25 protein-coding genes and 2 other annotated features are annotated in these 24,053 nt (G+C 45.9%); of the genes, 24 read left to right on the top strand and 1 reads right to left on the bottom strand.

Annotated features, from left to right (window positions below; genetic code table 11):
* Positions 1 to 17 precede the first annotated feature (17 nt).
* The 6 genes from hemC to ysxE all read left to right on the top strand — a co-directional run bounded on the left by hemC (position 18) and on the right by ysxE (position 6,313).
* A complete protein-coding gene (hemC, locus tag QY97_RS12620) occupies positions 18 to 950 on the top strand; it encodes a hydroxymethylbilane synthase (protein WP_039236982.1) in 933 nt (310 codons plus the stop codon).
* Complete coding sequence (locus QY97_RS12615; protein ID WP_039236979.1) at positions 947 to 1,747, top strand: uroporphyrinogen-III synthase; 801 nt, start codon at positions 947 to 949, stop codon at positions 1,745 to 1,747. Before hemC ends, QY97_RS12615 begins: the two co-directional genes overlap by 4 nt.
* Positions 1,731 to 2,705, top strand: a complete 975-nt coding sequence (gene hemB / locus QY97_RS12610; RefSeq protein WP_039236976.1) for a porphobilinogen synthase — start codon at positions 1,731 to 1,733, stop codon at positions 2,703 to 2,705. The genes QY97_RS12615 and hemB overlap by 17 nt, the downstream gene beginning before the upstream one ends.
* A gap of 15 nt (positions 2,706 to 2,720) precedes the next feature.
* Positions 2,721 to 4,010, top strand: a complete 1,290-nt coding sequence (hemL, locus tag QY97_RS12605; protein WP_039236973.1) for a glutamate-1-semialdehyde 2,1-aminomutase — start codon at positions 2,721 to 2,723, stop codon at positions 4,008 to 4,010.
* Positions 4,011 to 4,168: 158 nt separating this feature from the next.
* Positions 4,169 to 5,287, top strand: coding sequence for a stage VI sporulation protein D (gene spoVID, locus QY97_RS12600; RefSeq protein WP_039236971.1), 1,119 nt, complete (start codon positions 4,169 to 4,171; stop codon positions 5,285 to 5,287).
* A 54-nt stretch (positions 5,288 to 5,341) separates the two neighbouring features.
* Positions 5,342 to 6,313, top strand: a complete 972-nt coding sequence (ysxE, locus tag QY97_RS12595; RefSeq protein ID WP_039236968.1) for a spore coat protein YsxE — start codon at positions 5,342 to 5,344, stop codon at positions 6,311 to 6,313.
* A gap of 25 nt (positions 6,314 to 6,338) precedes the next feature.
* On the opposite strand, the gene QY97_RS19985 is transcribed toward ysxE, so the two are convergent.
* Positions 6,339 to 6,530, bottom strand: coding sequence for a hypothetical protein (locus QY97_RS19985; RefSeq protein ID WP_082090020.1), 192 nt, complete (start codon positions 6,528 to 6,530; stop codon positions 6,339 to 6,341).
* A gap of 159 nt (positions 6,531 to 6,689) precedes the next feature.
* Here QY97_RS19985 and nfsA point away from each other — a divergent pair, with 159 nt between their 5' ends.
* The 18 genes from nfsA (at position 6,690) to rpmA (ending at position 23,945) form a co-directional block, all read left to right on the top strand.
* Positions 6,690 to 7,418, top strand: coding sequence for an oxygen-insensitive NADPH nitroreductase (nfsA, locus tag QY97_RS12590; RefSeq protein WP_039236964.1), 729 nt, complete (start codon positions 6,690 to 6,692; stop codon positions 7,416 to 7,418).
* A gap of 57 nt (positions 7,419 to 7,475) precedes the next feature.
* Positions 7,476 to 7,709: a binding site (T-box leader), on the top strand.
* Positions 7,710 to 7,836: 127 nt separating this feature from the next.
* Positions 7,837 to 10,479: a valine--tRNA ligase gene (locus QY97_RS12585; protein ID WP_039236961.1), complete on the top strand. Its 2,643-nt coding sequence runs from the start codon at positions 7,837 to 7,839 to the stop codon at positions 10,477 to 10,479.
* Between the two features lie 145 nt (positions 10,480 to 10,624).
* The gene (locus QY97_RS12580) at positions 10,625 to 11,917 is read left to right on the top strand and encodes a bifunctional folylpolyglutamate synthase/dihydrofolate synthase (protein WP_039236959.1); all 1,293 of its coding nucleotides are present in this window, start codon (positions 10,625 to 10,627) and stop codon (positions 11,915 to 11,917) included.
* A gap of 128 nt (positions 11,918 to 12,045) precedes the next feature.
* Positions 12,046 to 12,789: a prepilin peptidase gene (locus QY97_RS12575; protein ID WP_039236956.1), complete on the top strand. Its 744-nt coding sequence runs from the start codon at positions 12,046 to 12,048 to the stop codon at positions 12,787 to 12,789.
* A gap of 137 nt (positions 12,790 to 12,926) precedes the next feature.
* Positions 12,927 to 13,871: a hypothetical protein gene (locus QY97_RS12570; RefSeq protein ID WP_039236953.1), complete on the top strand. Its 945-nt coding sequence runs from the start codon at positions 12,927 to 12,929 to the stop codon at positions 13,869 to 13,871.
* Positions 13,872 to 14,005: 134 nt separating this feature from the next.
* Complete coding sequence (locus tag QY97_RS12565) at positions 14,006 to 14,593, top strand: Maf family protein (protein WP_039236950.1); 588 nt, start codon at positions 14,006 to 14,008, stop codon at positions 14,591 to 14,593.
* A gap of 23 nt (positions 14,594 to 14,616) precedes the next feature.
* Entirely contained in the window at positions 14,617 to 15,306 is a 690-nt protein-coding gene (radC, locus tag QY97_RS12560; protein WP_039236947.1) for a RadC family protein, read from the top strand.
* A gap of 132 nt (positions 15,307 to 15,438) precedes the next feature.
* Positions 15,439 to 16,458 (top strand): rod shape-determining protein, encoded by a 1,020-nt coding sequence (locus QY97_RS12555; RefSeq protein WP_039236945.1) that lies wholly within the window; start codon positions 15,439 to 15,441, stop codon positions 16,456 to 16,458.
* A gap of 252 nt (positions 16,459 to 16,710) precedes the next feature.
* Complete coding sequence (gene mreC, locus QY97_RS12550) at positions 16,711 to 17,604, top strand: rod shape-determining protein MreC (RefSeq protein ID WP_039236942.1); 894 nt, start codon at positions 16,711 to 16,713, stop codon at positions 17,602 to 17,604.
* The gene (gene mreD, locus QY97_RS12545; protein ID WP_039236939.1) at positions 17,601 to 18,107 is read left to right on the top strand and encodes a rod shape-determining protein MreD; all 507 of its coding nucleotides are present in this window, start codon (positions 17,601 to 17,603) and stop codon (positions 18,105 to 18,107) included. The genes mreC and mreD overlap by 4 nt, the downstream gene beginning before the upstream one ends.
* Before the next feature lie 82 nt (positions 18,108 to 18,189).
* Positions 18,190 to 18,876, top strand: a complete 687-nt coding sequence (gene minC / locus QY97_RS12540; RefSeq protein ID WP_039236936.1) for a septum site-determining protein MinC — start codon at positions 18,190 to 18,192, stop codon at positions 18,874 to 18,876.
* Positions 18,869 to 19,678: a septum site-determining protein MinD gene (gene minD / locus QY97_RS12535; protein ID WP_039236932.1), complete on the top strand. Its 810-nt coding sequence runs from the start codon at positions 18,869 to 18,871 to the stop codon at positions 19,676 to 19,678. The genes minC and minD overlap by 8 nt, the downstream gene beginning before the upstream one ends.
* 157 nt (positions 19,679 to 19,835) lie before the next feature.
* Positions 19,836 to 20,495, top strand: a complete 660-nt coding sequence (locus tag QY97_RS12530) for a M23 family metallopeptidase (RefSeq protein ID WP_046128742.1) — start codon at positions 19,836 to 19,838, stop codon at positions 20,493 to 20,495.
* Positions 20,488 to 21,339: a M50 family metallopeptidase gene (locus QY97_RS12525; protein ID WP_232506299.1), complete on the top strand. Its 852-nt coding sequence runs from the start codon at positions 20,488 to 20,490 to the stop codon at positions 21,337 to 21,339. The genes QY97_RS12530 and QY97_RS12525 overlap by 8 nt, the downstream gene beginning before the upstream one ends.
* Before the next feature lie 54 nt (positions 21,340 to 21,393).
* Entirely contained in the window at positions 21,394 to 22,857 is a 1,464-nt protein-coding gene (locus QY97_RS12520) for an Rne/Rng family ribonuclease (protein WP_039236929.1), read from the top strand.
* Between the two features lie 47 nt (positions 22,858 to 22,904).
* Positions 22,905 to 22,979 (top strand) — a sequence feature (ribosomal protein L21 leader region).
* Positions 22,980 to 22,991: 12 nt separating this feature from the next.
* Positions 22,992 to 23,300, top strand: a complete 309-nt coding sequence (rplU, locus tag QY97_RS12515; protein ID WP_039236926.1) for a 50S ribosomal protein L21 — start codon at positions 22,992 to 22,994, stop codon at positions 23,298 to 23,300.
* Between the two features lie 12 nt (positions 23,301 to 23,312).
* Positions 23,313 to 23,648, top strand: coding sequence for a ribosomal-processing cysteine protease Prp (locus QY97_RS12510; RefSeq protein ID WP_039236923.1), 336 nt, complete (start codon positions 23,313 to 23,315; stop codon positions 23,646 to 23,648).
* A 12-nt stretch (positions 23,649 to 23,660) separates the two neighbouring features.
* Entirely contained in the window at positions 23,661 to 23,945 is a 285-nt protein-coding gene (gene rpmA / locus QY97_RS12505; RefSeq protein ID WP_039236920.1) for a 50S ribosomal protein L27, read from the top strand.
* Positions 23,946 to 24,053: the final 108 nt, after the last annotated feature.

The raw sequence follows: 24,053 nt of genomic DNA, 5'->3' as shown, positions 1-24,053 counted from the left end.
CACAGTAGGAGGACATTATGCGTAAAATTATTGTCGGTTCGCGCCGAAGCAACCTTGCTTTAACACAAACGAATTGGGTCATTGATCAGTTGAAAAAGCTAAGCCCGGAGTACGACTTTGAAGTGAAGGAAATCGTAACGAAGGGTGACCGCATTCTAGACGTGACATTATCCAAGGTCGGCGGGAAAGGCTTGTTTGTGAAAGAAATTGAGCAAGCCATGTATGATAAAGAGATTGATATGGCGGTTCATAGCATGAAAGACATGCCTGCTGAATTGCCAAAAGGGTTGACGATCGGCTGCATTCCGGAAAGAGAAGATCACCGTGATGCATTTATTTCAAATGATCATGTGAAGCTAAGTGATTTGCCGGCAGGGTCGGTTGTAGGCACAAGCAGCCTGCGCCGCGGTGCGCAAATTCTAGCAGCGCGTCCAGATTTAGAGATTAAATGGATTAGAGGCAATATTGATACACGCCTTTCTAAGCTGAAAACAGAGGGCTATGATGCCATTATTTTAGCAGCGGCCGGTCTTTCACGCATGGGCTGGACGTCTGATGTCGTAACGGAGTTTTTAGATCCTGACCTTTGTCTTCCGGCTGTAGGGCAAGGAGCACTGGCTATTGAGTGCAGGGAAGACGATGAGGAATTACTCCAATTGCTTGCACGCTTTAATGATGACTACACGACAAAAACCGTGACAGCAGAGCGTGCTTTTCTGCATAAGATGGAGGGCGGCTGCCAAGTGCCGATTGCTGGTTATGCAGTAAATGAAGGGCAAGAAACAGTTCTGACTGCTCTTGTAGCATCGCCAGATGGAAAAACAATTTATAAAGAAATAGTGAGAGGCAACGACCCGCAGGCGGTAGGAATGGAAGCAGCGGAACGCTTAAGTGCACAAGGAGCGAAGAAGCTGATTGATTCCGTGAAAGCTGAGCTGGACAGCGAATGAGCTCCGGTGGGCCGCTCTTTGGCAAATCGATCTTAGTAACACGCCCAAAAGGACAAGCAGCCTCCTTTGTTGATAGAATAGAAGCAGTGGGGGGAACAGTCCACCTTGTTCCCCTTATTGCTTTTCGTTCGTTTGAGGATGACCGAAAAGCAGAGCGGCTCAAGCAGCTGCATACATATGACTGGATTGTATTAACCAGCAAGAATGGAGTGGATTTCTTTTTTGATCACCTGGAGCGGGCAGGAATCGAATGGAAAGAGATCCGCTCCCGCTTTGCTGTCATTGGTCCAAAAACTGAAGCAGCCTTGAAGAAGTACGGGTTTAAAGCTGAATATATCCCTGATAAGTTTTCCGCTGACCAGTTTGTGAAAGAGATTTCAGCAGGGCGTTTTAAAACGCAAAGGGTGCTGATCCCAAAAGGAAATCTTGCACGGGCAGTTATTGCAAAAGCTTTAAGAGAAGCGGGGATGACAGCAGAAGAATGGATTGTTTACGAGACATTTTTTCCGGAAAGGGAAAAAGAGCGATTAATACGCTTGCTTCAACGGGAAAAATTAGATGTTATCACTTTTACAAGCCCTTCTTCTGTTCGTCACTTTATGGAAACGGTACAATTAGTAAGCGACGGCAGTATTTCCCATTCACTTATTGCTTGTATTGGACCGGTTACAAAGCAAGAAGCGGAGAAACTCGGCTTAAGAATTGATATTTGTCCAGAGGTGTATACGACGGATGCTTTAGTCGAAGAAATGATCCGATATTACAGAAAGGATGATCACAATGGATCTACAATTTAAGCGTCACCGCCGGCTTCGTCAATCAGCGGGTATGCGCGCGCTCGTTCGCGAAACGCATCTTCATACAGAGGATTTCATTTACCCCCTGTTTGTAGCAGAAGGAGAAAACATAAAGAACGAAGTGCCATCCATGCCAGGAGTATATAATTTATCGCTGGATCGGCTCAAAGAGGAAATGGATGAAGTCGTTTCCCTTGGCATCAAGTCCGTTATCCTGTTTGGAGTGCCGAAAGAAAAGGATGCTGTGGGCACGGGTGCTTACCATAACCATGGTATTGTTCAGCAGGCGACTCGATACATTAAAGGTCAATACCCGGAGGTTGTGGTCATTGCCGACACATGTCTATGTGAATACACGGATCATGGTCATTGCGGAGTAGTTGAGGGAGATAAAGTCTTAAATGATCCATCGCTCGATTTGCTCGCAAAGACGGCTGTCAGCCAGGCAGAGGCAGGAGCAGACATTATTGCCCCTTCAAACATGATGGACGGTTTTGTAGCAGCTATCCGCCAAGGACTGGATGAGGCAGGCTATACGGATGTCCCGATTATGTCTTATGCCGTTAAGTATTCCTCTGCCTTCTACGGTCCCTTCCGCGATGCGGCAGATTCTACGCCGCAGTTCGGAGACCGCAAGTCTTATCAAATGGATCCGGCCAACCGTCTAGAAGCACTCCGGGAGGCACAATCAGACATGGAGGAAGGCGCTGACTTTTTAATTGTTAAGCCTTCTTTATCCTATTTAGATATCATTCGTGATGTTAGGAATGAATTTAATGCACCAGTTGTCGCTTACAATGTAAGCGGTGAATACTCAATGGTCAAAGCTGCCGCGCTCAATGGCTGGATCGATGAAAAAGCAATTGTAATGGAGAAGCTTTTGAGCATGAAACGGGCCGGTGCTGATTTAATTATCACTTACTTTGCGAAAGATGCAGCCCGTTGGCTTAGTGAATAAAAGGAGGACTCTCTCGTGCGCTCTTATGAAAAATCCAAGCAAGCATTCCAAGAAGCAGTAAAATTAATGCCGGGCGGAGTGAACAGCCCAGTCCGTGCTTTTAAATCCGTTAACATGGATCCGATCTTTATGGAACGAGGCAAAGGCTCAAAAATCTATGATATTGATGGAAATGACTACATTGACTACGTGCTGTCATGGGGACCGCTAATCCTGGGCCACTCAAATGATCAAGTAGTCGAAGCATTAAAGAAGACAGCAGAAACGGGAACAAGTTTTGGTGCGTCCACTTTAATTGAAAATGAACTGGCTAAGCTTGTGATTGAGCGTGTTCCTTCCATCGAGGTTGTACGTATGGTGTCTTCAGGAACAGAAGCGACAATGAGTGCGCTTCGCCTTGCCCGCGGCTACACTGGACGCAACAAAATCCTTAAATTTGAGGGCTGCTACCATGGCCACGGGGATTCCTTGCTGATCAAAGCAGGCTCAGGCGTAGCTACGCTCGGTCTGCCGGATAGTCCAGGGGTACCGGAAGGAATAGCTAAAAACACTATTACCGTTGCTTATAATGACTTGGATGGTGTTAAGTACGCCTTCGAACAGTTTGGAGAGGATATCGCCGGCGTGATCGTTGAGCCGGTAGCTGGAAACATGGGTGTTGTTCCTCCGCAGCCGGGCTTCCTTGAAGGTCTTCGTGAGATCACTGAAGCTAACGGCTCTCTACTTATTTTTGACGAGGTTATGACAGGCTTCCGTGTTGGCTATAACTGTGCGCAAGGATACTTCGGCATTACGCCGGACATCACATGCTTAGGAAAGGTTATTGGAGGCGGTCTTCCAGTTGGCGCTTATGGCGGACGAGCTGACATTATGAATCAGATCGCCCCAAGCGGTCCGATTTATCAGGCAGGTACGCTTTCCGGCAATCCGATGGCTATGACTGCCGGGCTGGAAACATTGCGTCAGCTGACGCCGGAAGTATATGAGGAGTTTGGCCGCAAAGCCGATCGCCTAGAGGAAGGCTTCACAGCTGCTGCGAAGAAGTATAACATTCCAATTACTTTCAATCGGGCAGGTTCTATGATTGGGCTGTTCTTCACGAATGAGGATGTGGTCAATTACGAAACAGCGAAGACTTCAGACCTTGAGCTATTTGCTGACTATTACCGTGAAATGGCTAATGAAGGCGTGTTCTTGCCTCCGTCTCAATTTGAAGGATTATTTTTATCGGCTGCTCATACAGATGAAGATATTGAGCATACGATTTCAGCGGCAGAAAAGGCATTTAGCCGCTTAGCTAAATAAAGAATGTGTCTATCTGTCTGCGTAAATCGCAGGCAGATTTTTTTATGAAAACATATTTTTTTCTTCTTCCTCATACATATAAACTGTGAAAATGAATGGCATGTAACGATCCATACAACAGATCGAGCAAAGCTATGGAGCTGGAAGGAGGAAAAGTAATGTCATCTCAAGAGCTATCGTATTTACGATTTTCATTAGAAGAGACTGTATGGTTTGCGAGTGGACAGCAGGTAGGAGAGCTTTACTCTATTTCTCTTGATCCGCAAGTGCAAACAGAAGAGGATAAAGGATTTGTCAGAATGCATGGATTTCTGGAGCTTTCCGGTGAATACGCTCCTTCGAAGGAAGCTGGAGAAGCAGCGCCTAGACAGACAGGGCAGAAGCAAGTACAGCAAGTATTACAGCGAGACAATAGCGAGTGTGAATTCTTTCATCAATTTCCAGTGGATATTACCATTCCTAAATCGCGTATCACAAAAATGGAAGACGTGGAGATATATATTGACTCATTTGATTATGAATTTCCTGAAAATCCGCAGCTTAAGTTAACGGTCGATTTATCTATTTCCGGAGTATTAGAGGAGGAAGGAGAGAAGAAAGAAGCGCAGAACAGAGTACCAGAAGCCGAGAATAAAAATATTTCTGAAGAAGAGAGCAATAAAGAAAATGAAGAGCCGCCATTCTCCATTCTTAAGCTAGAAGACATACCTATGCCTGCCCCGGAAGAAGAACAGACAGACTTCTCGATCGAATTAAAGAAAACACCTCAAGAGCCTGTGCAGGAACAGAGAAAGGAGCCAGCCTTTGGTGAGCCTGAGGAAGCAGAAGAAAGAGGAGAGCCAGCAGAGGAGTCTTCCCCGTCTCCAGAGAGTGATACACCTATCCTTGAAAACGAAAGCCCTGAGATAGTGCCAGAGGTTATATTAGAAGAGGTAGAAGGAGCAGAAGATAATGAGAACATGGACCTTATTGAGTCTCCAGCCGATCAATTAGAGGAAGTTCAGGAAAATCAAGAAAACCAGGAGAAACAAGAGAAAAAGAAAAAAAGCTTTCAATTGAAAAAAATGGAGTCTATGTCCTTAGCAGACTTTTTTGCTCGCAGAGGTCAGGAGAGATCTGTTACTTGGAAGGTGTGCCTTGTTCAGAAAGACGATACGCTTCAATCAGTAGCTGAGCGATATAATTTAAGTGTGACAGATATACTGAGGGAAAATCAACTGGATCCAAGCGGGGGCCTTGAGGAAGGGCAGGCACTCTACATCCCGGTCAATGAGTAATCAATCGGCTGTTCCTAACTGAAGTTGGGACAGCCTTTTAAAGCAGGTGAGGGAATGGCACCATCTTATGAAGCGGTTTGTAAACAATATGGACTGATACCCGTACGTGTAGATTCGTTCGGCCAGGTTCAGAGAATATGGACAGAACAAGGGACATTTGCTTTAAAAAAGATTCCTGCCGAGCGAGGGATCGATTTTTTGCTTCATATGCAAAGCTTGTATCAGGCAGGCTACCATCACTTTGTTCCAGTCTATCCGACGCTGGATGGACGATATAGTGTACTAGAGGGCTCTTCTCTTTATTACCTAATGCCCTGGATCGAAGGACAGCACGAGAATGCTCGACAAGTGGAGAGAAGCCTGCTTCGCGAGGCGGCCAGGCTGCACCTGCTGTCCGCGGTAGAAGTCCGCGTGTCTAAGGAAGAACGGCTAAGGCAATTTGAAAAGACGAAGAGCAGATGGGAAAGGCAGGAAGAAGAGCTTGAGCAGCTGGTTTTTCTGGCAGAAGAAGAGGTATATATGTCACCATTTCACTTGCTGTTTTGTTCCTATTATGAAGAGACAAGGCTAGCTTATCGCTATGCTAAGGAGAAACTAGAAGCGTGGAAGGAGGAAACAGCGGAATCAGAGAAAGAACGAACCGTTCAGATTCACGGGCAGCTGGAGCCTGGTCATTATGTAACAGACGCACAGAGCCGGGGATATTTCATTAATTTAGAACAGTCCAGGCGTGCTACGCCTATCCATGATTTAGTTCCGTATTTTAACCGCTTATTTGCGGGTTATCCGAAAGAATCCAAGCAAGAGGTAGAGAGCTTTCAGCACTATACTCAATTCTTTTCGTTAAAGAAAGGGGAAAAGCTGCTGTTCCAAAGCTATTTAGCCTACCCGGGACAGGTCTATCAAGCTGTAGCTTCTTACTTTTCAGGACAGGGGAGACAAAGTGAATATGAGATGGTCCACAAGCTGCAGCAGGCTTATTGGCAAATGAAGAATATTGAATACTTTGTTACACAGCTGGATTAAAAAAGACGTCTCGCCGACGTCTTTTTTAAATCCATTCTAAGTGAAGAGCGGTCGCTATTAAAATGAGCAGGAATAGGACAATCACATCGAAGGTGGTTGGAAGGAAGATGGTGCGAATACCCTGGAAAATACAGAAAGGAATGGCGAGCTGGCAGCAGACTTTGCGTACGGTACGCAGCCAAGGAGGCAGAGAGTACGGATTGTATCTTCTTTTCATATGTGCACCTCGCTGTCAGTAAAAGAGTTTTTCTTTTACTATATGAATAAATAGGGACGGGGGTGAGGAGACAATAGTTGACAGATTGAGAAAGCTTGTTTAGCTTGAAGAAGAGTACATATGGTGTATGATCAATCATATCAAAGGGAGGATGGCTATATGTTAGACTTATTAAAATCACATGCATCTGTCCGAAAATATACGGATGAACCGATTTCTGATGAAACATTTTTAGAGCTTATGGAAACTGCCCAGCATGCAGCGAGCTCTCACTTTGTTCAAGCCTACTCAGTGATCCGCATAAAGGATGAGGAAAAGCGCAAAAAATTAGGAGAGCTGTCGAAGAACGAACCGCAATTTGAGTCTGCTGCCCTGCCGCTCGTTTTCTGTGCGGATTTAAAGCGTCTGGAAAAGGCAGTAGCTCTTCATGGCAAGCAGATTGAAGGAAGCACAGCGGAGAACCTGCTCGTCGCCGTGATTGATACAGCCTTGCTGGCTCAAAACTTTGTAGTGGCTGCTGAATCTAAAGGATATGGAATTTGCTATATTGGCGGCGTACGCAACAATCCTGAGGCTATCAGCGAGCTGCTAGAGCTTCCTGACTACGTGGTACCGCTGTTTGGATTGACTGTTGGCGTACCTGCAGAAAGGAATGAAGTGAAGCCTCGTCTGCCGGTACAAGCTATTGTTCACGAAAACAGCTATGATGAAGAGAAATATGATGAACTCCTTTCATCTTATGACGAGAAGATGGAGGAGTATTACTCTACACGTGCCACAAACCAAAAAAACGCTTCCTGGACTGGAGGCATGGCGGCCTTTTTATCTAAGCCTCGCCGGCCGTATATGCTTGAATTTCTACAGTCGAGAGGGTTTATAAAAAAATAATCATTGGAAAGATTGACGATTATGTATGTTTTTCGATAATATATGGATGTTAAAGAGAGAAAAGCCAAGATCGGGAAGAGTACAAAGGCTCTGCTTGCTTAAGAGAGGAAAACCCTCGGCTGTAAGGTTTTCTGCAATGCCCCTTTGGAAGGTCGCCCGTGAGCTGCTTCTGCGAATAAATAGTAGCAGAAGCCGGTTGCCAGCCGTTAATGGATTGAGAGCCGAGTAGTTTGCTGTATGCAGCTGCTCGTGAAAAAAGGTGGTACCGCGAACAACTCCTTCGTCCTTTTGGCGATAGGAGTTTTTTTATTGCCTGAGCCTGCAGAATAAGCAGAATTTGTATCCTGGCAAAAGGTTCGCGTCCAGCTTTAAGGCAATCATGAAAGTATTGGTTTGATAAAAAAGGAGGAACTCCGCAATGGAAAATAATGAATTATCCATGCCGACTAAGTATGATCCGCAGGCCATAGAAAAAGGAAGGTATGACAAGTGGGTAAACGGCAAGTATTTTGAAGCAACAGGTGATGAAACGAAGCCCCCTTATACGATCGTCATCCCGCCGCCTAATGTGACTGGAAAATTGCACTTGGGGCATGCTTGGGATACAACACTTCAAGATATTTTAACAAGAATGAAGCGCATGCAGGGATACGATGTGCTTTGGCTGCCGGGGATGGATCATGCCGGCATTGCTACACAGGCAAAGGTAGAGCAGAAGCTGCGTGAAGAAGGCAAAAGCCGCTATGATCTCGGCCGTGAGAAGTTTTTAGAGGAAGCATGGAAGTGGAAGGACGAATATGCGAGCTTTATCCGCCAGCAATGGGCAAAGCTTGGTCTCGGTCTCGACTACAGCCGCGAGCGCTTCACGCTTGATGAGGGTCTCTCAAAAGCTGTGCGGGAAGTCTTCGTTTCCTTGTACGAAAAAGGTTTGATTTATCGGGGCGAGTATATCATTAACTGGGACCCGGCAACGAAAACGGCTTTATCTGATATTGAGGTAATCTATAAGGATGTTCAAGGTGCTTTCTATCACATGAAGTACCCGCTAGCGGATGGCAGCGGCCATATTGAAATAGCTACGACCCGTCCGGAGACAATGCTCGGAGATACGGCTGTAGCGGTTCATCCGGAAGATGAACGCTATAAGCACTTGATTGGAAAAAATGTGATTCTGCCAATTGTTGGCCGTGAAATTCCGATCGTTGGTGATGACTACGTCGATATGGAATTCGGATCCGGCGCCGTGAAAATTACTCCGGCCCATGACCCGAATGACTTTGAAGTGGGCAACCGTCATAATTTAGAGCGCATCCTTGTGATGAATGAAGACGGTACCATGAATGAGAAGGCCGGTAAGTATCAAGGAATGGACCGCTTCGAGTGTCGGAAACAAATTGTAAAAGATCTTCAGGAAGAAGGCGTTTTATTCGAAATTGAAGAGCACTTGCATTCAGTCGGACATTCTGAACGGAGCGGGGCGGTAGTGGAGCCGTACTTATCCACACAGTGGTTTGTGAAAATGCAGCCGCTTGCTGACCAGGCGGTTGAGCAGCAAGACAAGGAAGACAAGGTACACTTTGTTCCTGACCGTTTCGAAAAAACATATCTTCATTGGATGGAAAATATCCGCGACTGGTGCATTTCTCGTCAGCTGTGGTGGGGCCACCGTATTCCTGCCTGGTACCATAAAGAAACGGGAGAAGTATATGTGGGTCTTGAAGAGCCAAAAGATGCGGAGAATTGGGAACAGGATCCAGATGTGCTTGATACGTGGTTCAGCTCCGCTTTATGGCCGTTCTCTACAATGGGCTGGCCGGACGAAGAAGCCCCTGACTTCAAGCGTTATTATCCGACGAACGTTCTTGTAACGGGCTATGACATTATATTCTTCTGGGTATCCCGCATGATCTTCCAAGGGCTGGAGTTCACTGGAGAACGACCTTTTAAAGACGTATTGATCCATGGCCTTGTCCGCGATGCTGAAGGGCGCAAAATGAGTAAGTCACTTGGAAACGGTGTAGATCCGATGGAAGTAATTGAAAAGTACGGAGCCGATTCGCTTCGTTATTTCTTATCAACAGGCAGCTCGCCGGGACAAGACCTCCGCTTCTCTGTAGAGAAAGTTGAGTCAATCTGGAACTTTGCGAACAAGATCTGGAATGCTTCCCGTTTCGCATTAATGAATATGGATGGGCTGAAGTATGAAGAAATCGATTTAAGCGGCGAAAAATCTGTAGCAGACAAGTGGATTTTAACACGCTTAAACGATACGATCGCGACAGTGACGAAGCTGGCTGACCGCTATGAATTTGGTGAGGTTGGACGTGTGCTGTATAATTTCATCTGGGATGATTTCTGCGACTGGTATATTGAAATGGCTAAGCTTCCACTGTACGGCGAGGATGAAGCCGCGAAGAAGACGACTCGCTCTATTTTGGCGTACGTGCTCGATAACACGATGCGTCTTCTGCATCCATTTATGCCATTTATTACGGAGGAGATCTGGCAAAACCTGCCGCATAAGGGTGAAACTATTGTAACTGCTGCATGGCCAGAAGTGAAGGAAGAGCTGTCCGATCAGCAGGCAGCAGAAGAAATGAAGCTTCTTGTTGACATTATCCGCTCCGTACGAAATGTCCGGGCAGAAGTGAATACACCGCTCAGCAAGCCAATTAAGCTTCTAATTAAAGCGAAGGATGACAGCGTTCTTCAAACTCTTAAGAACAACCAGGCGTATATCGAACGGTTCTGTAATCCTGAAGAGCTGGTATTGGCAACCGATGTGCCGGCACCAGAAAAGGCGATGACAGCGGTTGTGACAGGTGCCGAACTCTTCTTGCCGCTGGCTGGCCTAATTAACATCGAAGAAGAGCTTACCCGCCTGCAAAAAGAGTGGGATAAGTGGAATAGCGAAGTAGAACGCGTTCAGAAAAAGTTAAGCAACGAGCGCTTTGTCAGCAAAGCTCCTCAGGAAGTCGTCGAAGGAGAGCGAGCGAAGGAAAAGGATTATTTAGAGAAGCGAGATGCCGTAAAAGCGCGAATCGATGAGCTGAAAGGCTAAATAGAGAAAGACGAGTCTGCATTCAGCAGATTCGTCTTTTTCAAGGTAAGAATGGCAGATGCTATCCTTTAAATAGGACCTGCACCTATCCAGCCTTATGGGTTGAAATAGAAAATGTAAAAAAGATTCACCAGGAGGGACAATCATGACAATAAACTATGAAGAAGCCGTCAATTGGATACATAGCCGCCTTCGATTAGGAATCAAGCCGGGTCTGAAACGGATGGAGTGGCTAATGGAGAAGATGGATCACCCTGAGCGTCACTTAAGAGTCGTACATGTAGCAGGCACGAATGGAAAAGGTTCTACTATTGCCTGCATGCGTGCCATTTTGCAGGAGGCTGGGTATGAGGTAGGCACTTTTACTTCTCCTTATATTGAACAATTTAATGAGCGGATCAGTGTGAATGGAGAGGCCGCCAGCGATGAGGTGATTGCCGAACTTGTCCGGATTATCCGGCCGCTCGCAGAAGAGCTGGAGAAGACCGAGCTTGGCGGACCGTCAGAGTTCGAAGTCATCACAGCGATGGCATTCTATTATTTCGCCTACCTTCATCCCGTTGATGTTTTGTTAGTAGAAACAGGTCTTGGCGGACGTCTTGATTCCACTAACATCGTGCACCCGCTTCTTTCGGTCATTACCATGCTGGGAATGGATCATATGGATCTTCTCGGAGATACGCTCGAAGATATTGCTGCAGAGAAGGCAGGCATCATTAAAAGCGGTGTGCCGGTTGTCTCAGGCGTAAAGCAAAAGAACGCCCAGCGCATTATTCATGACCGCGTGAAGGAGATGCGTTCTTCCATCTATCAGCTCGGTGATCAGTTTGAGGCAGAGTGGAAGGCTTCTCATGGGGAAGGAGAAGTATTCAGCTTCAATTCGGTTTTTGCCTCCATCGATGACCTTCATGTCCGCTTAAATGGGCTGCATCAAGCGGATAATGCTGCATTAGCGGTTATGTCTATTCTGTATTTACGTGCCTTTTATGCGTTTCTTGTAGATGAGGAGCATATCCGAAAGGGGCTGAAGAGTGTAAGCTGGCCGGGAAGAATGGAAAAAGTATCGGACCAGCCGCTTATTCTGCTTGACGGAGCCCATAACCCAGAAGGGATGGAAGCGCTAGTCACTTCTTTAAATGCCCGTCATCAGGATAAAAACATTACAGCTCTATTTGCAGGCATGAGGGATAAGCAGTTGAATACTATGGCAGATTTAATGAAAACAGCAGTAGACTCTATTATCTTTACTACGTTCGACTATCCGAGAGCGGCTGGAAAGGAAGAGTTTGCTATCCTGCCTGACGGCTGTCAATGGGAAGAGGATTGGAGAAAGGCCATTAATGAATTCAAGCATTCTGCAAAGGAAGACGATATGCTGGTTGTGACAGGCTCACTTTACTTTATTTCTGAAGTGAAAGCCTACTTGAACCGTTCTTAAAAAAGAACGGTTTTTTTGGGATCGAAAACATGGTACATTGGAAAAGGTTGTATATACCAAACAAAAGGAGGAAAGAGAATGAGACAATCAAAAACAAATATATGCATGCTTTGCAAAGGAGGAATATAATGAGCGGGACTGTTTTTATTTTTGGACTCGTCATTGGTTCTTTTTTAAATGTTGTTGGCCTCCGCGTGCCGGCCAGGCAGTCTATTATTGTGCCGAGAAGCCAATGCTCTGTCTGCTCTCGTCCATTATCGCTTCTAGAGCTTATCCCTGTTATTTCCTACATCTGCTTGAAGGGGACCTGCAGAACCTGCCACACACCTATTTCTCCCCTCTATCCCCTCATTGAGCTTTCTACGGCCCTCTTATTTGCCGCTGCTTTCTCGATCTTCAATGACCTTCTATCCCTTATTACTGCTTGGATAACTATTGCTTTGCTCATGATCATTATTGTTTCTGATATAGCTTATATGGTCATTCCAAATAAAGTATTGATCGCATTTGGGGGTGTTTACATAGCTATTTGGTTTTTCCTTCCGGGCCCGCTTAAAGCAGATGCTTTAGCTGGGGCAGCGCTCAGTACTTTCGTGCTTGTCCCTGTTGCTATATGCTTCGCTGGAGGAATAGGAGGCGGAGATATCAAGCTGTTTCTTCTGCTTGGCTTCATATTTGGATGGGAGAGCTTTCTTCTTCTCTTTACCCTTTCAGTCTGGCTGGCTGGTGCTGCTGGCAGCATAGGGCTGGCCGCCGGCAAAATAAAGAGGGGACAACCTTTTCCCTTTGGCCCCTTCATCGCTGTTGCATCCCTTTTAACCTTATTTTATGGCGATTTTCTTATTCATACTTACTTGGCTCTCTTTCAGTAAATCTCTATCATGCTAGACGAAATAGAACATCATTTGCCGAAATTTTTCTAGAAATGGCCGACAAGAATCTTCTTCTTTTTCTGTGCTGCTATGTTAGCATGAAGGCAACTTGGACGCAATCGGAAGGGTGAATAGAGTTGGACAAGCCAAAAAAACGACCAAGCATTTCTGTCACCATTGGCGACAAACAGAAAAAACAGGAACGGAAAGAGCTCGAGATAAAGGAATGGGAAAAGGGGTCTGTCGAAAGCGCCGCCGCCGCTGAGCCGGAAAAGGATGAGGATGAATTCGAGTGGATTTTTCCCGAAGAGGTGGAACAGAAGGAAGAGGCCATCACGCAATATGTTCCGAAACAAAGCACGAGTTCCCGACGCGGAATCGCCAAGTGGATCATTATTATAGCTAGCGCTGTTCTAATTGGTTTGTTGCTTGGATATACGATGCTCAAGGTAGTGATACAGGAAAGGGGAGAGCAGCCCCAAGCCGTGCTGAAGGAGGAGAATGCCTCAGACGGTTCATCGTCTGCCGATGTGCCGGCTGCAGAAAAACCAGCTGCTCAATCTCTGTCACCAATCGAAGCATCAGTTGTTCAGGGAGGAATATTTTCTACAGAAGAAGCGGCTGCCGCCATGAAAAGCGAAATAACCGCAAAAGATATACCAGCTGAAGTTATTCTTCAGGACGGACAGTATATCGTCTGGCTCGCTGTTGCCGCTACTTTAGATACGGCAAAAATGATTGGAGAAGCTTACGAGGAAGGTGGAGCAGCGGTCTACGCTAAGCAGGCCTCCATCTCTCCTTCATCTGAACTTCAGTCTTCTGCGGCTGAGCTGGCTAGTCTATTTCCGAAAGTTGCAGAAGCAAGCGGCAGGAGAGCAGCAGGCAGAGATGTAGACTCGGCTGAGCTGTCAGCCTTAGAGAAGGAGCTGAGGGAAGTGAAGGTGCCTGAAGGTGATCAGGCTGCCGCAGAGTTAAAACAGCTGTTAACGGCATCCTTGGATGAATTAAAAGGCAATCAGCCGCAGGATGCTAAAGCTGCGCAAGAAAAACTTTTGGCCTTTTTATCGATTTATAGTCAGTAACTGCTGAATAAGCCTGCTCCGCATAGACAGAGCAGGCTTATTTGCTGCTTTCTTAGAGAAGATTGTCGCCTGTTCTTGTTTCTGGTAAGATATTCTCGTATCTCCCGTATTTCTCAAAGGAAAGGTGATTGATCTTGACAAAGCTGATTTTGGCCTCTGGCTCTCCTCGTAGAAAAGAACTTCTTGAACAAATTGGTTTAAGCTTTACTGTAGTTGTCAGCCACGCTGATGAAACCATTCCCTTGGAGCTTTCTCCGGCAGAAGCAGTCAGTCACTTAGCCTCTGTTAAAGCGGCTGCTGTCGCCAGGGATTACCCGGCTGATTTTGTGATTGGTGCTGATACCGTTGTTGCGCTTGGTGAACAAATTTTAGGCAAGCCGAGCGATCAACAGGAAGCGAAATCTATGCTTCAGCGTCTTTCTGGACGCACCCATGCTGTATACACAGGTGTAGCCATTCGGCGTGGAGAAAAAGAACACACTTTTGTTGAAAAAACGAACGTTACTTTTTGGGAGCTCTCAGAAGAGGAAATTGATCGGTACGTGGACTTAGGCGAGCCGTTTGATAAAGCAGGTGCCTATGGCATTCAAGGAGCTGGAGCCGTTTTCGTAAAGCACCTTGAAGGCGATTACTTCTCAGTGGTCGGACTGCCTGTCTCTTCTCTGTATAGACATCTCAAACAGCTCGGCTGGCCAGGTGCTATTTTCTCTTCCCTCTCTTAAAAAAGTGGAAAAGGAGAGAAAAAATGAACAAAGACGTCTTGATGATCCATGATGTTCCGCTAGAAGACCGTCCGCGGGAGCGGCTGATTGCCAGAGGGGCATCCAGTTTATCCAATCATGAACTCCTCGCTATTCTTCTTCGCAACGGAACGAAAGATGAATCGGTCCTTCAGCTAGCTGCTCGCCTCTTAACGACCTTCGAGGGCCTAAGTCTGCTAAAGGATGCCTCTCTTGAAGAACTTACCTCTGTGAAAGGAATCGGCAAGGCCAAAGCAGTTCAGATCATGTCAGCCTTAGAGCTTGGCCGGCGAGTGAACCAGCTGACATTCTGCAATCGCTATGTGATCCGTTCACCAGAAGACGGCGCGAATTATGTCATGGAGGAAATGAGATTTCTTACACAGGAGCATTTTGTCGCCCTTTATTTAAACACGAAAAACCAGGTGCTGCATAAACAGACCATTTTCATTGGCAGCCTAAATGCCTCCATTGTCCACCCTCGCGAAGTGTTCAAGGAAGCTCTTCGCCGCTCAGCGGCTTCCCTCATATGCATCCATAATCACCCCAGTGGAGACCCCAGGCCAAGCCAGGAAGATATCGAAGTAACCAAACGGCTCGCCGAGTGCGGAAAGATACTTGGCATTGAACTGCTTGATCACTTGATTATCGGCGAGAAGAAATACGTCAGCTTAAAAGAAAAAGGCTATCTATAACGCTAGGATTTTCTTTTTTATTCGGTTATAATATGAGTTATGGTTTTTATTAACAAAGCCCTGTCGAAATAATAAAAACAATATTAAATCAATCACGATAGAAGTAACAGACCTAGAGAGGGAGATACTTGTATGTTTGGAATGAGAAGCCGTGATTTCGGAATAGACCTAGGGACGGCCAATACGCTTGTGTACGCGAACGGCAAAGGAATTGTGGTGCGTGAACCATCGGTTGTGGCGCTTCAAACGGATACGAAGCAAATCATAGCGGTAGGGAACGATGCCAAGAAAATGATCGGCCGTACACCAGGGAATATAGTGGCAACCCGGCCAATGAAGGACGGGGTCATTGCTGACTATGAAACAACAGCGATCATGATTAAATATTATTTAAAGCAAGCGACACAGCAAAATGGTAAAGGACTGCTTTTCAGCAAGCCTTATGTCATGATCTGCGTCCCTTCAGGCATTACTGCGGTAGAAGAGAGAGCAGTAATCGATGCGGCTCGCCAGGCAGGCGCCAAGGATGCCTTTACAATTGAGGAGCCCTTTGCTGCCGCCATTGGGGCGAACCTTCCTGTATGGGAGCCGACTGGCAGCATGGTAGTTGATATAGGTGGCGGGACCACGGAAGTGGCGATCATTTCTCTTGGTGATATCGTGACAAGCCAATCCTTGCGTGTAGCTGGTGACGAGTTGGATTCCGCGATCATTACTTACGTCCGCAAGCAGTACAACCTGTTAATTGGTGACCGGACTGCGGAAGCAATCAAAGTCGAGATTGGTTCAGCGGGCGGCTTGGAAGAAGAGAAGACAATGGAAATTCGCGGTCGTGATCTTTTAACAGGTTATCCAAAGACGGTAGAAATCTCTTCCGAAGAGATTGCAGGCGCTCTGAAGGATACAGTAGAGGCTATTATCGATACAGTACGAAGCACGCTAGAACGTACACCGCCAGAGCTTGCGGCTGATGTAATGGATCGCGGGATTGTTTTGACAGGCGGCGGCGGGCTGCTTCGCAATTTAGATAAAGTCATGAGTGAAGAAACGAATATACCGGTCATTGTTGCTGAAAACCCGCTAGACTGTGTGGCTATCGGAACGGGTATGGCTCTTGACCATATTGACTTATTCAAAAATAAAAGAAAATAAGCTATAACACTCAGGATACAGATGCGTTCGTTTTCTATCCTTTTCTGGTGGTTAGAAACGCGGGCCGCTTCAGGCGGGACCTGATGGCATCAGAAGCAAGAGGCGGCAAGGCCCATGCAGCGGGCAAATTAATGAGAAAGACGGTCAGCTTATGCTGGCCGTATCAGTGCCCTCAGCTTCTGTTCCATTCGGCAGTGACAGATGGAAACCTGCCCGATGGTTATTTAATGCAAATAAATAGAGGTGGAGTATATGCCACAACTTTTTACAAACAAGCGCCTGATTATTCTTCTAGGAAGCATCATTGTTCTTGTGGCTTTGATTGGCTTTTCTCTTCGTGATAGAGAGCATTTATCCTGGCCTGAGCAATTTATTAACGATGTGATCGGTTTAGGACAAGCAGTTGTATCTAAACCTGCTCAAGGTGTTGCAGGTTTTTTTGATGATATTGAGAACCTGCGCCATACATATGAAGAAAACAAGAAGCTAAAGGAGCGCATTCAACAAACGGCCCAGCTGGAAAGCGAAGTGGAACGTCTTAAGCGAGATAACGAAGAATTGAGAACCGTACTCGGAAAAAGAGAGAGTTTAGCAGATTACGAGCCTATACAGGCAACGGTGATCGCCCGTAATCCGGATCGCTGGTACGATGTCATTACAATTGATCAAGGAGAAGCATCTGGTGTTCAGCCTAATATGGCTGTCATTACGGCTGAAGGGTTGGTTGGGAAAGTAAAGACAGCTTCGAAATTTACCTCTACTGTCCAGCTCTTAAGTGCACACGATTCCAGAAGCAGAGTGTCGGCAGTGATTCAAGGTGATGAGAATATTTTTGGTTTGATAGAAGGCTACGACAAGCAGAAAAAGGCGTTATCCATGACGAAGATTCCGTACGATGCTAAGGTCAAAGAAGGCATGCTTGTAACAACGTCCGGAATGGGGGGCGTATTCCCGGAAGGACTGGTTATCGGGAAGGTCAAGGAGATGACCCCGGATGAATTCGGCTTAACGCAGACCGCTCTCATTGAGCCAGCTGCTTCTTTTGACGGCTTTGAGCATGTCATGGTAACCAAGCGTGGAATGACTACTGTTTTGCCTGAAGAGGAAGAGCAGGGGCAGGTTCTTGTTGAGGGGGGAGACCTGTGAAGCGTCTCCTTCTTCCGCTGCTCGTCATTGTGTTATTCTATAGTGATAGTGTGATTCACCTTGTTTTTCCGGAAAGTTTATTTGGTGATGAACAGGTGGCTGTTTCTCGTTTGTTTCTAATAGGCTTGTTATTTATGGCTGCCTTTCTCGATCGCAATACAGCACTCAAATACAGTTTCTTGTTTGGGTTCTTCTTTGATATTTTTTATACAGGTATATTAGGAGCTTACATGTTTTTTCTGCCGCTCATTGTGTACATTTCTTCTAAGCTTGTCAAAGTGCTGGAAAACCATCTATTCGTTTTCTGTTTTATCGTTTTGTTTAGCGTATTTCTGCTGGAGCTGATTATGTTCCAATTAAATGTGCTTGTTGAACGGACGGAAATGACGGCCGCTCAATTCATGACGACCCGTCTAGGGCCAACTTTGCTGTTGAATTTCGTTATTTATGCGCTGCTGGCAGTACCTTTAAAGAACGCTTTTGAAAAGCTGCCGCGCATATAGAATGAGTAAGCTGTGATAAGCAAAAGAGGAATCAGGAGAAGACTTGTCGAATTAATTGGACAACCGAGGTGAATTACGCGCTATGAGAACAAAACAAAATGTGGTCATTAAAGGAACCAAAGATGGACTGACCCTGCATTTGAATGATAGATGCTCATTTGATGAGCTGTTGGTCGAGCTGGCTGAGAAGATGGATGTAGTTGGCGGCCAGGAGCATGGGTCAGCCATTAAGGTAACCGTTCAGGCAGGAAATCGATACTTGCTGGAAGAAGATATAGAGGTAATAAAAAATTTAATCAGTCAGCGCAGGCATTTGATCGTAGTAGGAGTGAAGTCCAACGTTATGACAATGGAAGAAGCGGTTCGCTGGAAGGAAGCTGGCGAGATTGTTTCTTACACTGGCAGGATTCGCTCTGGACAGGTGCTTGAAGTTCCGGGGGACTTGCTGCTTATTGGTGATGTGAATCCCGGCGGGACGGTAAAGGCTGGGAGGAACATTTTTATAGTAGGCCTTCTAAAAGGGATTGCCCACGCCGGCTGTTATGGAGATGAGCAGGCGGTAATAGCGGCTGGCCGTATGATGCCTTCTCAGCTTCGCATTGCCCATTACTTGAACCGGGCACCCGACCGTTATGAGGAAGAGGAGAGCTATGAAGCAGAGTGTGCTTATATAGATGCATCCAACCAGATCGTTATTGATCGTTTGCAAGTATTGCAGCATCTAAGACCGGATATTTCTACGTTTAAAGGGGGAAACTACAGTGGGTGAGGCTATAGTCATTACATCAGGAAAAGGAGGAGTCGGAAAAACAACGACTTCAGCCAATTTAGGTACCGCACTTGCATTGCAGGAAAAGAAGGTCTGTCTAGTAGACACTGACATAGGCCTTAGAAATTTAGATGTGGTAATGGGTCTTGAAAATCGCATTATTTATGACCTGGTAGATGTAGTCGAAGGCCGGTGCAAAATTCATCAAGCACTTGTAAAGGACAAGCGCTTTAATGATTTATTGTATTTATTGCCGGCGGCCCAGACAACAGATAAATCAGCCGTTCATCCAGAGCAGATGAAGAAGCTGGTTGATGAACTGAAACAAGACTTTGATTATATTTTAATTGATAGCCCGGCCGGCATTGAGCAAGGTTATAAAAATGCCGTAGCAGGAGCAGATAAGGCAATTGTAGTAACAACGCCTGAAAGGTCGGCGGTACGTGATGCGGACCGTGTTATCGGGCTTTTAGAGAAAGAGGAAGGTGTGGAGCCTCCTAAGCTCATCGTTAACCGTATTCGCAATCATATGATGAAAGAGGGAGATATGCTCGATGTCGATGAAGTAGCTACTCACTTATCTATTGAATTGATAGGGATTGTAGCAGATGATGACGAGGTAATCAAATCCTCTCATCAAGGACATCCGATCGCGCATAATCCAAATAGCAAAGTGTCTATTGCTTATAGGAATATCGCTAGAAGAATATTAGGCGAATCTGTTCCCCTTCAGCACTTAGAAGACCCAAAGGACGGATTTTTAACGAAGCTGAAGAAGTTCTTCGGTGCTCGTTCATCTTAATCAGCAAGAAAAAGCAGCAAGCTCTCCTCACAGGGCTTGTTGCTTTTTTCTTTTTAATTCTGAAGGAGAGGAGAATCACATTTCTTTGGTAATTTCTCTTCTTAATTAAGCTTGTCTGACATATAGTGTACAAACCTGTGTTGAGGAGGGAAGGTCGGTGAAAGAAGAGAAGGAGCTAAGCCCGCTGATAGAGGAGAAAAAAGAATTACATCCCTTGTTCAACTGGAACCGTTTCCTGTTCAAGTGCCTGGCGTCTATTAGTCTCGTATTAATTATTGCTATTATATTTAAGCAGCCATCACCTGCTTTGGAAGAGGGAGAGAGGTGGGTAAGGGAAACGATGGAAAGGGAGTTTCCTTTTGCTAAGGCGGCAGAATGGTATGAGAACGCCCTTGGCGCTCCGCTGCCTTTTACGGCAGAGAACTGGTCACCAGCGGATGAACAGGCACAGGACATGCCACAAGTTGCCCTGCCGGCATCCGGCCATATTTTAGAGGATTTTCAAACAAACGGCCGGGGGATCCTTGTAGAAATAGGAGCAGGTGAGAAGGTAAGGGCTGTTAAGGATGGAACGGTTATTTTCAATGGGGAGAAAGAAGGCATCGGGAAAACGGTGGTCGTGCAGCATGCTGATAACAGTGAATCGTGGTATGGGCACCTTGCTTCTGTCAGTGTCCTCCCATATACCAAGGTGAAAGCTGGAGATACCCTGGCAGAAGCAAAAATGGTCGATCAGTCGGAGGAAGGTCAGTTTTATCTCGCGATTAAACAGGATGGTGTATTTATCGATCCAAACCAGGTGATTCCATTTGACTAGCTTGATGAGGAAGGTTCATATTCATCCGTTGATGTGGACAGTTGTAGCCGTTTGTCTCTTAACCGGCTTTTTTCTGCACCTGCTTCTTGTTTTTTTGATTATTGCGATTCATGAATTCGGACATGTTCTGGCGGCAAAGTTTTTTGATTGGCGCATTCGAAAAATCTCCTTCCTGCCCTTTGGAGGAGTAGCCGAGATGGATGAGCATGGAAACCGGCCGATAAAGGAAGAGGTCTTTGTTGTTCTCGCTGGTCCACTGCAGCATGTTTGGCTGTTTGCTGTCGCCTGGCTGTTAAGCCTTGCAGGATGGGTTCCTGATCACTTATATACACTGTTCTTTGAGTTGAATGCCGCCATTCTGCTTTTTAACTTGCTGCCTGTGTACCCTTTAGATGGCGGAAAGATTTTATTGCTGCTGCTCTCTTGGCGCAAGCCGTATTTGTTTGCTTTCCGCTGGGCCATTTTGTGCTCGGGCTTTCTGCTGATTCTTCTCCAAGCAATTGTTTTCCTATTCTTCCCTTTTCATTTGCAAGCCTGGGCCTTATTCGCTTACTTAGCTTGGTCTCTTTGGCGGACATGGAAAGAAAAGCGGTATGCCTTTATGCGTTTCTTGCTTGAAAGGCACTATGGAAACAAGGGAGAAGCCGCTTCCTTAAAGCCGCTTCCCGCCTTAGCGGGCGAGCCGGTACTAGATGTATTGGAACGCTTTCAGAGGAATGCAAAGCACATTATTTATGTGACAGGAGAAAGGCAATTTAGATTAGACGAAAATGAGCTGTTGTATGCTTACTTTGCTGAGAAGAGAACGAATGCCCGCTTAGGTGACCTGCTGCCAATTGATTGACGAAAACGCGGACGCACAGTAAAGTGAAAACAAAAATAAGAAAGCGGGTTTTATATGAATGCGTTGATTGTCAGCTCGAAAGGCAGAGAGCAGCGTCTAGCTGTGATCAAAAGCGGTACTGTGGACCAGATTCATATTTTTCAGCCGTCACATCTCTCTCGTGTCGGCTTTATTTATTATGGAGTAGTGACAAAAGTAGAAAAAGGAATGGATGCTTGCTTTGTTGATATTGGACTAGAACGAAAGGGGTATTTGCACCGTAGCGATTGGCCGAACCATCAAAATAGGTCAATTAGTGAACTGGTGCATCAAGGGCAGAAAGTGATTGTGCAGGTAACGAAGGATGCGTCTGAAATGAAAGGTGCTCGTCTTTCAGCTGTCATAGAGTGGCCGGGGAAACGACTCGTTTATTTGCCGCAAGGGGGGTATACGGCTGTTTCAAAGAAGGTGGCGAATGAAGGACAAAGGCGTGAGTGGATAAACTGGATAGAAGAACAGAAGAGTGAAGGAGAAGGCGTGATCCTGCGTACAGCGGCTTTTCAGCAGTCAAAAGAGGAGTTTTTGGCTGAATGGGAAAAGCTGAGAGAAGAGCATAAAAATTTGTTACAAAAAGCCCGGCAGGAAAAAGCGCCTGCGCTTCTTATAGAGAGAGAGCTTCTAAAGGAGACCGTCTTTACGCGCATGCAAGAGCTTCAGGAAGGGGAGCTTGTGTGTGATGAAGCAAAGGTTCTTTCAGATATAAAAAAAGATCCGCGATTTGAAAGCAAACGATGGAGCCCTGTTCTTTATACAGGGCGGGAGGAAGTGTTTGCTGCTTATCAAGTGCCAGATGCACTTCAAACGGCTCTCAAACAGGTCGTTTGGCTTCCAAGCGGGGGGTTCATTGTCATTCAGCGAACAGAAGCAATGACAGTGATTGATGTGAACACAGGGAAATTCACCGGTAAGAGCAGCCAGAGGCAGACCGTGCTGCTGATTAACAAGGAAGCGGCTATAGAAAGTCTGCGGCAAGCGAGGCTCCGAGACATCAGTGGAATTATTTTGATTGACTTTATTGATATGTTCAGTGAAGAGGATCGGAGGAAAGTCGAGGCACTTCTTGTACAGGAAGCGAAAAAAGATGTAAAGCAGCTCTCTATTCGGGGATTTACAGCTTTAGGACTTATGGAAATCACGCGCAAGAAAACAAAAACGTCCCTGCTAGAAACGTTAACGGTACCGTGTCAGACATGTGGCGGGACAGGCCGGATGGTGAGTCCCGAGACTGCTGCATTCCGTTTAGAGAGAGAAGTGTTAGCATATGAACGAAGCAGTGAAGAAGCGATTTTGATTGAAGCGACCCCCGAGGTCATTGAGATCTTTGCAGGTGAACAGAGAGAATATCATAATAAGCTTGAAGCCCTTATCAGTAAAAGGATGATCTATCGGGTCATACAGTCAGATATACCAAGAGGACGAGTAGTCCGAGCAGGTTCCTCTAAAGAATTGGAAAGTAATCAGCTAGAAAAAAGAAGTTGACAGGTGCAAGTGTAGGTGATAAGATTTTAATGTTATTGTTTGTAGCACCCGTGCTACAACCGCACATACCAGGTTTTTAAGTGTTCAATGAACCACCTGAAATGGCGAGTCTTAGTAATCAAGGAGGTGCAGAAATGTACGCAATTATTGAAACTGGCGGAAAGCAAGTGAAAGTAGAAGAAGGACAAGCAATTTACATTGAGAAATTGGATGCAGCAGAAGGCGATTCTGTTACATTTGATCAAGTATTGTTTGTTGGCGGTGACAATGTAAAAGTAGGAAGCCCAATCGTAGAAGGCGCTACAGTTACAGGTAAAGTTGAAAAGCAAGGCCGTCAAAAGAAAATTACTGTTTTCAAATTCAAAGCTAAGAAAAACTACCGCAGAAAGCAAGGCCATCGTCAACCATACACTAAAGTGGTTATCGAAAAAATCAACGCATAAGGCGATGATCTCATGATTCAGGTAGATATAGTAAGAGAGCCATCCGGAAGAATCTCTTCTTTCACAATGGATGGACACGCAGAATTTGCTGAACATGGAAAAGATCTCGTGTGTGCAGGAGCAACGGCTGTTTCCTTCGGTACTCTCAATGCCATTCTATCCTTAACTGAAGCTAGAATTGGCATCGAACAGGAGGAGGAGGGCGGCTTTCTCCGCTGCTATGTGCCGGAAGATCTTCCGGAAGGCATTGACGAGAAAGTACAGCTTCTTCTCGAAGGAATGGTCATTTCCTTGCAGACGATTGAACGGGAATATAGCAAATACATTAGCATTAATTTTCATTCATAGGAGGTGACACTCATGCTAAGATTAGACCTTCAATTTTTCGCATCCAAAAAAGGGGTTGGTTCTACAAAGAACGGCCGTGACTCTGAAGCCAAGCGTCTTGGAGCAAAGCGTGCAGATGGTCAGTTCGTAACTGGCGGTTCTATCCTTTATCGTCAACGTGGAACAAAAATCTTCCCTGGTGAAAACGTTGGACGCGGTGGTGACGACACTTTATTCGCAAAAGTTGACGGCGTTGTTCGTTTCGAACGCTTAGGTCGTGACAAGAAGAAAGTGAGCGTATATCCTGCAGCTCAATAACGATACACTTGCGAAAAGAGGCTGGGACATAACCAGTCTCAAAAAGGTTCCAAGCAATAAAATTTTGCTTGGAACCTTTTTTAATAGATTATTTTTATCGTCTGCTAT

Source organism: Bacillus thermotolerans (assembly GCF_000812025.2).
Classification (GTDB): Bacteria; Bacillota; Bacilli; order Bacillales; family Domibacillaceae; genus Quasibacillus; species Quasibacillus thermotolerans.
Note: the sequence above shows the minus strand (reverse complement) of the source record. Positions and strands in the feature narration are given on the sequence as shown.

Bases quoted from the DNA above. Each gene is read 5' to 3' on its own strand.
- hemC (WP_039236982.1), top strand. From the start codon at position 18: ATGCGTAAAATTATTGTCGGTTCGCGCCGAAGCAACCTTGCTTTAACA.
- QY97_RS12615 (WP_039236979.1), top strand. From the start codon at position 947: ATGAGCTCCGGTGGGCCGCTCTTTGGCAAATCGATCTTAGTAACACGC.
- hemB (WP_039236976.1), top strand. From the start codon at position 1,731: ATGGATCTACAATTTAAGCGTCACCGCCGGCTTCGTCAATCAGCGGGT.
- spoVID (WP_039236971.1), top strand. From the start codon at position 4,169: ATGTCATCTCAAGAGCTATCGTATTTACGATTTTCATTAGAAGAGACT.
- ysxE (WP_039236968.1), top strand. From the start codon at position 5,342: ATGGCACCATCTTATGAAGCGGTTTGTAAACAATATGGACTGATACCC.
- QY97_RS19985 (WP_082090020.1), bottom strand. From the start codon at position 6,530: ATGAAAAGAAGATACAATCCGTACTCTCTGCCTCCTTGGCTGCGTACC.
- nfsA (WP_039236964.1), top strand. From the start codon at position 6,690: ATGTTAGACTTATTAAAATCACATGCATCTGTCCGAAAATATACGGAT.
- QY97_RS12585 (WP_039236961.1), top strand. From the start codon at position 7,837: ATGGAAAATAATGAATTATCCATGCCGACTAAGTATGATCCGCAGGCC.
- QY97_RS12580 (WP_039236959.1), top strand. From the start codon at position 10,625: ATGACAATAAACTATGAAGAAGCCGTCAATTGGATACATAGCCGCCTT.
- QY97_RS12575 (WP_039236956.1), top strand. From the start codon at position 12,046: ATGAGCGGGACTGTTTTTATTTTTGGACTCGTCATTGGTTCTTTTTTA.
- radC (WP_039236947.1), top strand. From the start codon at position 14,617: ATGAACAAAGACGTCTTGATGATCCATGATGTTCCGCTAGAAGACCGT.
- QY97_RS12555 (WP_039236945.1), top strand. From the start codon at position 15,439: ATGTTTGGAATGAGAAGCCGTGATTTCGGAATAGACCTAGGGACGGCC.
- mreC (WP_039236942.1), top strand. From the start codon at position 16,711: ATGCCACAACTTTTTACAAACAAGCGCCTGATTATTCTTCTAGGAAGC.
- minC (WP_039236936.1), top strand. From the start codon at position 18,190: ATGAGAACAAAACAAAATGTGGTCATTAAAGGAACCAAAGATGGACTG.
- QY97_RS12520 (WP_039236929.1), top strand. From the start codon at position 21,394: ATGAATGCGTTGATTGTCAGCTCGAAAGGCAGAGAGCAGCGTCTAGCT.
- rplU (WP_039236926.1), top strand. From the start codon at position 22,992: ATGTACGCAATTATTGAAACTGGCGGAAAGCAAGTGAAAGTAGAAGAA.
- QY97_RS12510 (WP_039236923.1), top strand. From the start codon at position 23,313: ATGATTCAGGTAGATATAGTAAGAGAGCCATCCGGAAGAATCTCTTCT.
- rpmA (WP_039236920.1), top strand. From the start codon at position 23,661: ATGCTAAGATTAGACCTTCAATTTTTCGCATCCAAAAAAGGGGTTGGT.